Genomic DNA, 13375 nt, shown 5'->3' with positions numbered 1-13375 from the left:
GCGCAAGCGGCCTAGCGAGAAGCCGCTCCCTTCAGGGAGCGGAGGAGTCACTGGGTCAGCAGCACCGCGATGGGGGCGAGGTCAGTCGCCTCCGGGTCCGGACGGGGGATGGCGCCGGGCCTCCCTCACCGTGCGGCCCTCCCGCTCGATCTCCCGGCTCAGGAAGAAGTTCAGCGCGGTGCGGATGGCCGCGATCGCCGCCAGCTGACCGATCTGCGTGAAGCTCGGGGCGACGGCCGTGCGGAGCACGTCCCCGGCGAGCTGGAACTCCAGGCCCAGGGCGAGGAAGCGGCCCAGGAACAGGCGGACGGCGACGAAGTCGTCGTCGCGCCGCCGTACGGCGATCAGCAGGAAGCGCACGAAGGCCGCGGCCGCCCCGGTGAAGATGACGACCGCGCCCGCCGCCTCCACGAGACGGACGAACAGGTCGACGGCCTCGCGCAGGAACGCCTCGGACAGCACCTCCGCCATGCCCGGCCGGTACCCAAGAGGGGCGTGGCCATGCAGGGGCCGTACCGTTGCCGATCTCCGAAGCGCCCTGGACAGGCCGCGGCGCCGGTAGGGGCGGCCGACCGCGATCAGGCCGAGCCGCGGGCCCTCCGGGTCGTTCCAGACGCGGGTCGGCCCGGCACCCGGCCGGGGTGTCCTGCGGCCCTGCCGTACGGGCGGCGGGTGGGGGATCATGGTGGCCGGCGGCTGGAGTTCGCCGGGGAGGGCGGGTGCGGCGTGGCGGAGACGGCGGAGCGGTGGCCGGAGGGGCTCGACCCGGTGACGAAGGCCGGGTACGAGCTGGAGTTCGAGGACGGCTTCGAGGGGGACCGGCTCGACGGGAGCCGCTGGGTGCCGTACTACCTGCCGCAGTGGAGCGGGCGCGAGCGCGCCGCGGCCCGCTACGAGCTCGCGGACGGGCGCCTGCACCTGCTGATCGAGGAGGACCAGCCGCCCTGGCTCCCGGAGCTGGAGGGACCGCTGCGCGTCTCGTCGCTGCAGACCGGCGTCTTCTCCGGGCCGCAGGGCAGCACGATCGGGCAGCACGGGCGCGGCTCCGGCGCGGTCGTGCGCGAGGAGCAGCGCGGCGTGCGGCTCTACACCCCGCGGTACGGCCTCGTCGAGATGCGGGCCAGGGCGATCGACGACCCGCGCTCCATGGTGGCGCTCTGGATGATCGGCTACGAGGACGAGCCCGAGCGGTCGGCGGAGATCTGCGTCTGCGAGATCTTCGGCCGGGACGTCGGACCGGACTCGGCGCGGGTCGGCATGGGCCTGCACCCCTTCGGCGACCCGGAGATCACCGATGACTTCACGGTGGAGAGCCTGCCGATCGACGCGCGGGAGTTCCACGTCTACGCCGCCGAGTGGACGCCCGAGCGGGTCTCCTTCCTCGTCGACGGCCGGCACGTGCGGACGGTCCGCCAGTCGCCGCGCTATCCGATGCAGCTGATGCTCAACATCTACGAGTTCCCGCGGGCGCCGGAGCGGGACACGCCGCCGGCGCCGGAGCACCCCTATCCCAAGCGGTTCACCGTCGACTACGTGCGGGGCTACCGGCCGGCCGGGCAGGAGAGACGGTGAGCCGAGGGACAAGGCGGGAGATTCGCTAGTTTTCCGGCAAAGTCTCTGCAATGCCTCTGAAATGCGCTTTTGTTGTGCCTTTCGGGGTGGAAGGGGAAAGGATCAGGGAACGGGGAATCTTCCACACCGCGGAGAGAACAGTGAACGCATGGACCTTCGAGGGCCAGCCGGGGGCGCTGGGCGGCACCACGGTGACCCTGGTCGAGGGCGGCTCCTTCTGCGTCTCCAACTGCAACGGCGACATCACGCCGGGCGGGGCCCAGGGGATGTACCACGCCGACACCCGGCTGGTGTCGCGCCTGGAGCTGAAGGTGGAGGAGGCCCCGATCGAGTCCCTGCGGACGATCAACGCCGAGCCGTACCACGCGACGTTCCTCGGCCGGACCGGGCCCAGGCCCGGGCAGGCGGAGAGCACCATGCTGGTGATCAGGGACCGCTACGTCGGCGGCGGCCTCCGCGAGGACCTGACCCTGCGCAACATGTCCGACGAGGCGTCCGGGTGCACGGTCAGCCTGCACGTCGGCTCCGACCTGGCCGACCTGTTCGAGGTCAAGACCGGGCGGATCATGCACGTGGCCGACGTGGAGATGACCTCCGACATCTCGGGCCTGCTGGTGGTGTCCGCCGGCCGGGGGCGCGGGGTCAGGATCATGACCAACCCCATGCCGGCCGCCGCCCCGGGCCTGCTCCACTTCAAGGTCATCGTCCCCGCCCGCGGCGACTGGACCGTCACCATCCAGGTCAACCCGATCGTGGACGGCGAGGAGACGCCCGCCTGGTTCTCCACCCACCACCCCCTGGAGCACGCCGAGCCCGTACGGCGGCGCGCCGACTGGGAGCGGCTCACCCCCGTCGTCACGACCTCCAACCGGTCCGTCGCCCAGGTATTGCACCAGTCGCGGGAGGACCTCGGCTCGCTCCGGCTCTTCGAGCCGGACAAGCCCGGCGAGCCGCCGTCGATCGCCGCGGGCGCGCCGTGGTTCATGACGCTGTTCGGCCGCGACTCGCTGCTGACCTCGTGGATGGCGCTCCCGATGGACCAGTCGCTGGCCCTGGGCACCCTGCGCCGGCTGGCCCGGCTGCAGGGCAGGCAGGAGGACCCGCTCTCCGAGGAGGAGCCAGGCAAGATCATGCACGAGCTCCGATTCGGGGCGAAGGACGGCGTCACCCCGCAGGAGGGCCACGCCTACTTCGGCTCGGTCGACTCCTCCGCGCTGTTCGTGATGGTCCTGGGCGAGCTGCGCCGGTGGGGCCTGTACGACGAGGCGGTCGAGGAGCTCCTGCCGCACGCCGACGCCGCCCTCGACTGGATCACCAGGTCGGCCGACCCGTTCCTGTACTACCGGCGCAAGACCGACCACGGCCTGCTCAACCAGGGGTGGAAGGACTCCTTCGACGGCGTCAACTTCGCCGACGGCACCCTGGCCCGCCCGCCCATCGCCCTGGCCGAGGTGCAGGGCTACGTCTACGCGGCCTTCATCGCGCGCGCCCACTTCGCCAGGGAGGCCGGCGACCCGGTGCTCCAGGAGCAGTGGACGGAGCGCGCGATGCGGCTGCGGGACGCCTTCAACGAGAGGTTCTGGCTGGAGGACAGGGGCTACTACGCGATGGGCCTGGACCGCGCGGGGCGCCCCATCGACGGGCTCGGCTCCAACATGGGCCACTGCCTGTGGACCGGCATCATCGACTCCGGCAGGGCGGCCTCCGTCGCCGAGCACCTGATGTCGCCGGCGATGTTCACCGGGTACGGCATCCGCACCCTGGCCTCGAGCATGGGCGCCTACAACCCGATGAGCTACCACAACGGCTCGGTCTGGCCGCACGACAGCGCGCTGGTCACGGCGGGCCTGATGCGCTACGGCTTCGAGGAGGAGGCCCGGCGGGTCGCGTTCGGCATGCTGGACGCGGCCAAGGCCTTCAGCTGGCGGCTGCCGGAGCTGTTCTGCGGGTTCGACCGGGAGGAGTTCCCCCAGCCGGTGCCCTTCCCCACCTCCTGCGCCCCGCAGGCGTGGGCCTCGGCCGCCCCCATCCAGCTGATGCGCAGCCTGCTCCGCCTCGACCCGTGCGTGCCGCAGAACAAGGTGTGGATGGCCCCCGTGGGCCTGACGAGCATGAAGATCTCGGGGCTCCAGCTGGCGGGCACGCGGGTCACGATCGACGTCGACGGCGGCGAGACCTCGGTCACCGGGCTGCCGGAGGGCGTCACCGTGCTCGACGAGCCGCGTCCTCCGCTGACCGCCGTCCTGGCGCAGATCCACTGAGTCGTCCCGAGCGGACGCCCCCCGCCGCTCTCCCCGGGCAGATGTGTCAGATGTCCATATGTTCTCGAGGGCCGGGTGGCCGTAGGTGAGGTTCGCATGGTTTCCGCAACGGATGATCTCCAGGGGTGGCGCGACGAACTGCGCATCGTGATGGTCGCGCCGCCCTGGTACGAGGTCCCGCCCCGCGGCTACGGAGGAATCGAGTCGGTGCTGGCCGAGCTCATCACGGGGCTGTCCCGGCGCGGGCACGAGGTCACCCTGGTGGGGGCGGGCCGGTCGGACACGCCCGCGCGCTTCCTGCGCACCTACACCTCGCCGCCCTCCGAGCGGATCGGCCAGGCGCTGCCCGAGGTGCTGCACGCGGCCAGGGCGTACGACATGATCGCGGGGATCGACGCCGACGTCGTGCACGACCACTCACTGGCCGGGCCGCTGACCGCCGGGGCGCGGCCCGTCCCGACCGTGGTCACCTGCCACCACGAGGTGGACGGCGAGTTCGGCGGGTACTACCGGGCCCTGGGCACGAGCGTGTCCATGGTCGCCATCTCCGAGGCCCAGCGGCGGATCGCCCCCGACCTGAACTGGGCGGGCGTGGTCCACAACGCCGTCGAGACCGGCTCGTTCCCCTTCCGCGAGCACAAGGAGGACTGGGTCCTGTGGCTGGGCCGGTTCAACCAGGACAAGGGGGCGCACCTGGCCGTCGACGCGGCCCGCGCCGCCGGCCGGCGGATCCTGCTCGCCGGGCGGATCACCGAACCGGGGGAGCAGGAGTACTTCGACCACAAGGTCAGGCCCAGGCTCGGCCCCGACGCCCTGTACATCGGGGAGGCCGACGCCGCCCGCAAGCGCGAGCTGCTGGCCGCCGCCCGCTGCCTGCTCTTCCCGATCCAGTGGGAGGAGCCGTTCGGGATGGTGATGATCGAGGCGATGGCCTGCGGCACCCCCGTGGTCGCCCTCGGCCGGGGAGCGGTGCCCGAGGTGGTCGTGGACGGCCTGACCGGGTTCGTGCGGAGCCGGCCGGAGGAGCTCGCCGAGGCGGTCGAGGCGGTCGGCGCGCTCGATCCGCGGGACTGCCGGGCCCGGGTGCGCAGCCGGTTCGACGTCGAGGTGATGGCCGAGGGGTACGAGAGGATCTACCGCCGGGCGGCGGCCGCCCCGGACGGGCTCGCCGGGGAGGCGGACGGGCTGGCGCTGCCCGTCCGCTGAGGAGTCCCGGCCGTCCCCCGCCGCGACGGTCCCGGGCGCCCCCGGACGCCCCCGGACGCCCCCGGATGTCCCCGGATGTCCCCGGTCGGCCCACGGCCGGTCCGGCGGCGCGGGGGCCGGGCTCTATCGTGGGGCGACGGTACATCTGGCGAAAGGACGACGATGGGTGAGTTCGTACGGGTCGAGTCGGCCGACGGGGTCGCGACGATCAGGCTCGACCGCCCGAAGATGAACGCGCTCAACGGGCAGGTCCAGCGGGAGATCGCGGACTGCGCGCGGCAGGTCGACGCCGACCCCGGCGTGTACGCCGTGGTCGTCTACGGCGGCGAGCGGGTCTTCGCGGCGGGCGCCGACATCAAGGAGATGGCGGACATGCCCTACGCGGAGATGGCGGCGCACTCCGGGGTGCTCCAGGACTGCTTCACCGCGGTGGCCCGGATCGGCAAGCCCGTCATCGCGGCGATCACCGGGTACGCGCTCGGCGGCGGCTGCGAGCTCGCCCTCTGCGCCGACATCCGCATCGCGGGCGAGTCCGCCAAGCTCGGCCAGCCGGAGATCCTGCTCGGCATCATCCCGGGCGCGGGCGGCACCCAGCGCCTGCCCCGCCTCATCGGCCCGGCCAGGGCGAAGGACCTCATCTTCACCGGCCGGCACGTGCCGGCCGCGGAGGCGCTGCAGATCGGCCTGGTCGACCGGGTCGTGCCCGACGCCGACGTCTACACCGAGGCCCTGGCCTACGCCGCCAAGTTCGCCGGCGGCCCGGCGGTGGCCCTGCGCGCCGCCAAGCGGGCGGTCGACCACGGGCTGGAGACCGACCTGGACACCGGCCTGGAGATCGAGCGGCTGGAGTTCTCCGGGCTGTTCGCCACCGAGGACGCCCGGATCGGGATGCGGGCGTTCGCCGAGAAGACCCAGGCGAAGTTCACCGGGCGCTGACCCGGCCGGCGGCCCGGCGCCGGCCCGGGCGCTGAACCGGGTGCCGACCGGGCCGGTGGTCCGGCGCTGAACCGGGTGCCGACCCGGCCGGTGGTCCGGCGCCGGCCCGGGCGGTGACGCGCTCCGGGGCGCCCGCTCTCTCGGGCGGGCGCCTTTTCCGGGAGTAATCTGCGGGGAAGCCGTAGGAGGAGGCCGCCGTGAAGGTGTACGTGTCGGTGGACATGGAGGGCGTCACCGGGCTGACCGACCCGGAGGAGATGCAGGCCGGAGGCCGGGGCTACGAGCGCGGCTGCGAGCTGATGACCGGCGACGCCAACGCGGTGGTCCAGGGCGCCTTCGACGCCGGGGCGCGGGCCGTGCTCGTCAACGACGCCCACGGCTCGACCAAGAACCTCCGGATCGACCTGCTCGACCCGCGCGCCACCCTGGTGCGGGGGCCGGGCAAGCCGCTGCGGATGGGGCAGGGGCTCGACGCGACCCACGCGGCCGCCTGCTTCGCCGGCTACCACGCCCGGGCCGGGGTGCCGCACGGGGTGCTCAACCACACCTGGATGGGCAAGGAGATCCAGAACGTCCACCTCAACGGCGAGATCTGCGGCGAGACGCGCCTGGTGGCGGCCTTCGCCGGCTCGCTCGGCGTGCCGGTGGCGCTGGTGACCGGGGACGAGGCCGTCTGCGAGGAGGCCCGGGAGCTGCTCGGCGACGTCGAGACCGTCGCGGTGAAGAAGGGCATCGACCGGTTCGCCGCCGAGCTCCTGCCGCCGGTCGTGGCGCAGGCCCGCATCCGGGAGGCCGCGGCCCGCGCGCTCGGCCGCCTGGGCGACTTCCGGCCGTACGTGGTCGAGCCGCCCTACACGCTGGAGGTGGAGTGGAACTCCACCGCCATCGCGGCCGGCTGCGCGGCCATCCCCGGGGTGCGGGCGACGGGTCCCCGCTCCACCGCGTTCACCACCGGTGACTTCGGCCAGATCATGGCCCTGTTCGGCGTCTTCGCCATGGTCGGGGGCCAGGTCGCCTGCGGCAGCGGGATCTACGGCTGAGGCGGCCAGGTCGTCGATCCGCGTGGGCGTGTCCTCGCGGACACCTAGGGAGCGTCGACTCTGATCATCGCGATGTCCGGGCGGACCTTGGCGACGGCGGCGAAATCCTGGTCGGCGTGGATCAGCGTGAGGCCGTTCGCCCGGGCGGTCAACGCGATCGTGATGCCCGCCGGGACGGATCCCGGCGACGGCTGCTGGAGGGCGCACCTGGCGAACTGACGCCGAAATGAGATTGCGCCTTACCCTTGCTTGGGAAACCGTTGGGGCGTGCCAGACGTTGTTCAACTGGGGAATGTGGCCTGTTGGTTCATCTCGTAGGCGGGGTTTAAGCCGGTATGGTGCTTCATGCCATGAATCAGGACGATCGACTGGGCCCGTACCGGCTGCTGAGGCGGCTCGGTGAGGGCGGCATGGGCGTGGTGCACCTCGCCGTCGGCCCTCAGGGCCGCCAGGTCGCGGTGAAGGTCCTGCGCGCGGAGGTGGCGGGCGACGACGTCGCGCGCCGCCGGCTCTCGCGCGAGGTCGAGACCATGCGGCGGGTGCGCAGCGACTACATCGCCGAGGTCATCGACGCCGACGTGACCGGCCACCGTCCCTACATCGTCACCAGATACGTCCCCGGGCGCTCGCTGGACGACGTCGTCAAGGAGGACGGCCCCCTCGACCTGCCCGGGCTGCTCAAGGTCGCCCACGGGGTCGCCGCGGCGCTGGCCGCCGTGCACTCCGTCGGAGTGATCCACCGCGACCTCAAGCCGGGCAACGTGCTCATCCTGGACGGTGACCCCGTCCTCATCGACTTCGGCATCGCGCAGGCCGTGGACGCCACCCGGCTCACCCAGACGGGCATGTTCATCGGCACGCCCGGCTACCTCGCCCCCGAGATCATCGAGGGGCACGAGGCGGGGCCGGAGGTGGACGTGCACGCCTGGGCGGGCACCCTGGTCTATGCGGCCACCGGCCAGCCGCCCTTCGGCAAGGGCACGCTGGAGATGATCTTCTACAACATCACCGCCGGCAAGGCGAACGTGGACGGCGCCCCGCCGGAGCTCCAGCCGGTGCTGCGCGCGGCGCTGGCCCGCGACCCGGCCCGGCGGCCCCCGGCGGCCGAGCTGGCCGCCATGACGGCGCGCCTGCTGGCCCGGACGGGCGAGCGGGGCCGCCCCCGCGTCCCCGACGAGGTCACCACCGTCCCGCACTTCGACGAGCCCGTCCCCGGGGGCACGGGCGGGCACGGCTCCCCGGCGGCGCCCGCCGGCCCGGGCCCCGCCACGGGCTCGCTGCTCCCGCCGGACCCGGGGGAGGTGCCGACCCCGGTGGCGTCGCGGCCGACGGGCTCCGCCCCGGCCGCGCCGTGGCCCCCGGCGGGCCGTCCGGGCGACTACTCCTCGCTGCTCGGCGAGGACCGGCCCGACCCGTGGCCGACCCGCAGGGTGACACCGGAGGAGATGCGCCAGGCCGCCGGGCCCGCGCCGTTCCCGCCGTCGTCCCCGGCCGCTCCGCCGTCCCCGCAGGCCTCGCACGAGCTGCCGACCGGGGCGCTCGACCCCGAGGACATCCCCACCGGCAGGGTCGCCCGCGACCGCACCGGGCAGGCCGGGACGGGCCGGCCGGGCACGACGGGCCCGCAGGGGGCCGGTACGGCGGGCGGTCCCGCCACCGCCCCGATCGAGGACGGCGACATCCCGACCCAGCGGGTCCGCCCGCAGGACCTGCCGGAGTACCTGCGCGGCTCCACACCGGCGCAGCCGCACCGGCCGCAGGCCCCGCAGCCCCACCAGCGGCCTTCCCCGCAGCCCTTCCACCGGGCGGGACAGCAGGGCGCGCCGTCCGGCCGCCAGGACCCGCACCCCTACCAGCGGCCGCAGCAGCAGCCGTACGCGCCGCACGCCTCGTTCGAGCAGGCTCCCGCCTCCTTCGAGACGCCGCACGTCCGGCAGCCGTCCGCGCCCTACCCGTACACGCCCGCACCGACGCTCCGGCAACCGCCCCCCGGCCCCTCCCACCCCGGGCCGCAGGCCCAGGAGCAGGCCTACACGCTGCAGCGCTCCCCGGCGTACGGGGTGGCGAGCACGCTGCTGCTGGTGGTCATGGCGGTCTGCGCGGTCATGCTGCCGGTCGTCACGGCGATCGTGGTGATCCCGGCCGTGGTCATGCTGCGCGCCGCCGACCTCGCCCAGCCGTGGCTGAACGCCCGCCGCCCGGTCCGCGAGGCGGCCGCGGACGTGGTCCGGGTGCTCGGGCAGCCGGGCGCGCTGGCGAAGTCGGCCGGCGTCACGCTCGCGCTCGTGCCGTACGGGCTCATCCTCGGCCTGCCGGTGACGCTGCTGCTGGCCGTGCTGGTCGACGGCATGCCCACGGCCAACGCGCTCAGCTGGGGCGCGGCGGTCGCCCTGGTGACGATCTGCGCGGGTCCGGGAGTCGAGGGCCCCGGCCGCCAGATGCGGCGTACGCTGGCATCACTGCTGCCGTCCAGGAACGCGGCCGTGGCCACGGCCGCGGCGCTGGGCGCGGTGGCCGCGCTGATGGTCTATCTCGCGACCGGGACCGTGGGGGACGGCGCGCGGCGGGCGGAGTGGGCGCCCGCGGACGTCGGGACGGTGATGGACGAACTGAACGGGCTGAGAAAGAGGGCCGCGCGATGACGGGGGACACGCAGGCGCCCGAACGGCTGGGGCCGTACCGGCTGCTCAGGAAGATCGGCGAGGGCGGCATGGGGGCCGTCCACCTCGGCCTCGACGAGGACGGGCGCGAGGTGGCGGTCAAGGTCCTGCACCCGCACGTGGCCGCCGACCTCAAGGCGCGCGACCGGCTCACCCGCGAGGTGGAGACCATGCGGCGGGTGCGCAGCCCGTACGTCGCCGACGTGCTGGACGCCCGGCTGAGCGGGGCGCAGCCGTACATCGTGACCCGGTTCGCGCCCGGCCGGACGCTGGAGGAGACCGTCCTGACGGACGGCCCGCTCCCGGCCGAGCAGGTCGTCCGGCTGGCCAGGGGCATGTGCGCCGCGCTGGTGGCCGTGCACGCCGCCGACGTCGTCCACCGCGACCTCAAACCGGCCAACGTGATGATCGTCGACGGCGAGCCGCTGGTCATCGACTTCGGCATCGCGCACCTGGTGAACGCCACCCGGCTCACCCAGACGGGCATGTTCGTCGGCACGCCCGGCTACCTCGCCCCGGAGATCATCCGGGACTCGGAGATCACCCAGGCCGCCGACGTGCACGCGCTGGCCTCCACGGTCTTCTTCGCCGCGGTCGGCAAGCCGCCGTTCGGCACGGGCAGCTTCGAGGTCGTCTGCTTCAACATCATGGAGGGCCGGGCCAACCTCGACCTGGCCCCCGCCTGGCTGCGCGGCTGGCTGCGGCGGGCGCTGGACGTCGATCCCGCCGCCCGGCCGAGCGCGCAGGAGCTGTACCGGATGGCGCGCTCCCTCGACCCGTCGGTGACGTCGTTCCACGAGGAGCCGCCGCCCACCGCCGTGCTCGACGGCGGCACGAAGGTCATCGATCCGGTCCCGCCGGACGGCACCAAGGTGATCGACGCGGTTCCGCCCCCGCCCCCGTCCGGGGACGGCACGAGGGTGATCGACGCGGTCCCGCCCGTGGACGCCACCAGGGCCGGCGACCCGGTCCCGCCTCCGCCTCCGGCCGCGGACGGGACCCGGGTCCTGCCCCAGGACGAGACGTTCTCCGACATCCTGACGCCGGTGGAGTACGCCAGGCCGGAACGGCGCGACCGCAGGGCCCGCGAGGCCCGCGACGAGCCGGGCCGCCCCACCGGGGGGCCCGGCGCGGCCCCGCCGCCCCCGTACGTCCCCGCCCCGCCCGCGCAGCGGCGCACTCCGCCGCCGCCCTATCCGGACCAGCGGGTCGCCGGCTACCCCGCGCCGCGGCCTGCCGGCCCGGCCGTGCCGTACGCGCCGCCGCCCGCCGCCCAGCCCCAGCGGCAGGCCCCGGCGGCCCCGCCCCGGCGCAGCCCGCCCCCGCCCGCCCCGCAGCGGCAGGACCGCCCGCCGTACCGGACGGGCCACCCGCTGGCCGCGGCGCTGCTGCTGGTGATCGCGGTCGCGCTGGCCTGCCTGCTGCCGGTCATCGCGAGTGCGGTCGCGCTGGTCGTCGTGGTCTGCCTCCGGGTGGGCGAGTACCTCTTCGGCGACCTCGCCGAGCGGCGCTCGGTGCGGGGCAACAGCGCCTCCGACGCGTTGATCGCCGTGGTCGGCACGCCGTGGGCGCTGGTCAAGGCCGTCGCGGCGACGGCGATCACCGCGCCGCTGGCCGCGATGTTCGGCATGTGCGTGTGGGGCGGGCTCCGCTTCATCGGTCAGGTGGAGACCGACCCGGCCGCCGCCTACGCGGCGGGCGCCTTCGTGGCCGGGCTGTTCGTGCTGCCCGGCGGAGGCAAGCCGCGCAAGGCCGTGGCCCGCACGCTGACCAGCGTGATCCGCAGCCCCGGCGCCGCCATGGTGACCACGATCGTCCTGGGCACGCTCGCCTTCTTCGCGGTGATGGCCGCGCTGGGCATGGCGCCCTCCTTCGAGCCGTGGCGGCCGCCGTCCATCGCGGTCAAGGAGCTCACCGAGGAGTGGAAGGCCCAGGCGAACGAGAGCGTGATGGGCACGATGGACCTCATCGGGGGCCTGGTGGACGACCTGCTCAAGAGCGTCGGCCTGGGGTTCCTGTCCTTCTGGAAGTGACCGTACCGCCCGGGAGGCGATGTTCCCCGGTCGTCCCCCCGTCCCCCGCGTCCCCCCGTCCCCGGTCGTCCCGCCGGGCGCGGCCCGCGGAGCCGTACGGCCCGCGCCCCGCGCCCGGCGGGTGCTTTTTGCCGCGACCCCGTGCGTTCCGGCGGCCGGTGGGGAAGCATGAAGGGGACATCGAGCGATTCCGCTGCCGGGCGGATCCGGCAGTTCCCCCCGTGAGGAGGACCATGGGAGCGCCGGACGGTGAGCACTGCGGTCCCTACCGCCTGCTCTCGCCGCTGGGGGCGGGAGGCTTCGGAGAGGTCCACCTCGCGCTGGATCCCGAGGGGCGCACGGTGGCGGTCAAGGTCCTGCACCCGCACCTGACCGCCGACGGCACGGCGCTGACCCGGCTGGCCCGCGAGGTCGAGGCCATGCGCCGGGTGCGCAGCCCGTACGTCGCCGAGTTCCTCGGCGCCTCGCTGGACGGTGGGCGTCCCTACGTGGCCACCCGCTACGTCCAGGGCCGTCCGCTGAACACGGTGGTCGCCGCCGACGGCCCGGTCACCGGGGACGACCTGGGTCGGCTGGCCCGCGGCCTGGCCGAGGCCCTGGCCGCGATCCACGCCGCGGGGGTGGTCCACCGCGACCTGAAACCCGCCAACGTCATCATCGAGGGCAACGAGCCGGTGGTGATCGACTTCGGCATCGCGTGCATGGTCGACTCCGCCGCGGTCACCGTCTCCGGGGCGGTCCTCGGCACCCCCGGCTACCTGGCGCCGGAGATCCTCGAGGGCGGGGTGACGGGACCGGAGGCCGACGTCTTCTCGTTCGCGGCCACGCTGGCCTACGCGGCGACAGGCCGCCATCCGTACGGCACGGGCCCGGCCTCGGCGGTCGGCTACCGGGTCGTCCACCACGACCCCGATCTGGACGACGTGCCGCCCTGGCTGGAGCCGCTGCTGCGCGAGTGCCTGGCGCGCGACCCGGCGGCCCGGCCGCCCGCGGCCCTGCTCCCGCTCCGGATCGACGCCCTGGACACCGGTCCGGCCGCCGGTCCGGTGGACTCCGCGCCGCGACCGGCGGAGCCGCGCTCCCGGCCGGAGGCCCGGCCCCGGGCGGAGCCGGCCCCCCGGCGGGCTCCCCCGCCCGCCCGGGCGGCGGAGACGGGAGCCCCCGAGACGGCCGTCTCGGAGATCGCGGCGCCACCGCAGGGCCCGCCCGTCCCGGCGGCCGGGCTGCAGGGCCTGGACACCCGGGAGTGGCGTCCGGGCCGGCGCATCCGCTCGGCGGTCTTCCCGCCGGAGGCCCGCGAGCGCCGCCGGGCGGTGCTCCACCGGCGCTGGGTCGTCGGGACCGGCCTGCTGGTGGCGCTGGCGGCCGCGACGGCCCGCAGCCCGCTGCCGGAGGTGGCGCTGCTGCTGCTGACCGCCTACGGGGTGGCCATGCTCGTCGACGGGGGAGTCGCCCTCTTCGCCCGGCGGAACCGCGCCCGCGCGGTCCTCGACCTGGGCTGCGCCGCCGGGGCCGTCGGGCTCTGCGCCCTGCTGGGCGCCCTCTTCAGTCCGCTCACCCTCGCGCTGGCCCTGGGCACGGTCGTCCTGGTGCTGGTCGTCATCGTCCTGAGCAGCTGAGACCCATCTCATGCGCGACCGGTGAGCACCCGTCGCAAGCACTGGAAC

The 13375-nt window shown here is 74.6% G+C and carries 9 protein-coding genes; 8 read left to right on the top strand and 1 reads right to left on the bottom strand.

Annotated elements, in window-relative coordinates; translation table 11 throughout:
* Positions 1-81: 81 nt before the first annotated feature.
* Entirely contained in the window at positions 82-471 is a 390-nt protein-coding gene (locus ACFOWE_RS21035; RefSeq protein ID WP_377290370.1) for a DUF1622 domain-containing protein, read from the bottom strand.
* 201 nt (positions 472-672) lie between these two features.
* On the opposite strand from ACFOWE_RS21035, the gene ACFOWE_RS21030 reads away from it, so the two are divergent.
* The 8 genes from ACFOWE_RS21030 (at position 673) to ACFOWE_RS20995 (ending at position 13327) form a co-directional block, all read left to right on the top strand.
* On the top strand, positions 673-1572 hold the full coding sequence (locus ACFOWE_RS21030; protein WP_377290368.1) for a glycoside hydrolase family 16 protein: 900 nt from the start codon (positions 673-675) through the stop codon (positions 1570-1572).
* A gap of 140 nt (positions 1573-1712) precedes the next feature.
* Complete coding sequence (locus tag ACFOWE_RS21025) at positions 1713-3833, top strand: amylo-alpha-1,6-glucosidase (RefSeq protein WP_377290366.1); 2121 nt, start codon at positions 1713-1715, stop codon at positions 3831-3833.
* A 96-nt stretch (positions 3834-3929) separates the two neighbouring features.
* The gene (locus ACFOWE_RS21020; protein ID WP_377290364.1) at positions 3930-5039 is read left to right on the top strand and encodes a glycosyltransferase family 4 protein; all 1110 of its coding nucleotides are present in this window, start codon (positions 3930-3932) and stop codon (positions 5037-5039) included.
* A gap of 162 nt (positions 5040-5201) precedes the next feature.
* Entirely contained in the window at positions 5202-5975 is a 774-nt protein-coding gene (locus tag ACFOWE_RS21015; RefSeq protein ID WP_377290362.1) for an enoyl-CoA hydratase/isomerase family protein, read from the top strand.
* A 197-nt stretch (positions 5976-6172) separates the two neighbouring features.
* Positions 6173-7015, top strand: coding sequence for a M55 family metallopeptidase (locus ACFOWE_RS21010; protein ID WP_377290360.1), 843 nt, complete (start codon positions 6173-6175; stop codon positions 7013-7015).
* Positions 7016-7365: 350 nt separating this feature from the next.
* Positions 7366-9657, top strand: coding sequence for a serine/threonine-protein kinase (locus ACFOWE_RS21005; protein ID WP_377290358.1), 2292 nt, complete (start codon positions 7366-7368; stop codon positions 9655-9657).
* Positions 9654-11708, top strand: coding sequence for a serine/threonine-protein kinase (locus ACFOWE_RS21000; protein WP_377290356.1), 2055 nt, complete (start codon positions 9654-9656; stop codon positions 11706-11708). The genes ACFOWE_RS21005 and ACFOWE_RS21000 overlap by 4 nt, the downstream gene beginning before the upstream one ends.
* Positions 11709-11941: 233 nt before the next feature.
* A complete protein-coding gene (locus ACFOWE_RS20995) occupies positions 11942-13327 on the top strand; it encodes a serine/threonine-protein kinase (protein WP_377290354.1) in 1386 nt (461 codons plus the stop codon).
* Positions 13328-13375: the final 48 nt, after the last annotated feature.

This window comes from Planomonospora corallina (genome assembly GCF_042650625.1).
In the GTDB taxonomy this organism is placed as follows: domain Bacteria; phylum Actinomycetota; class Actinomycetes; order Streptosporangiales; family Streptosporangiaceae; genus Planomonospora_B; species Planomonospora_B corallina.
The sequence above is the reverse complement of the archived record's forward strand: the minus strand, read 5'-3'. Positions and strand labels throughout refer to the sequence as shown.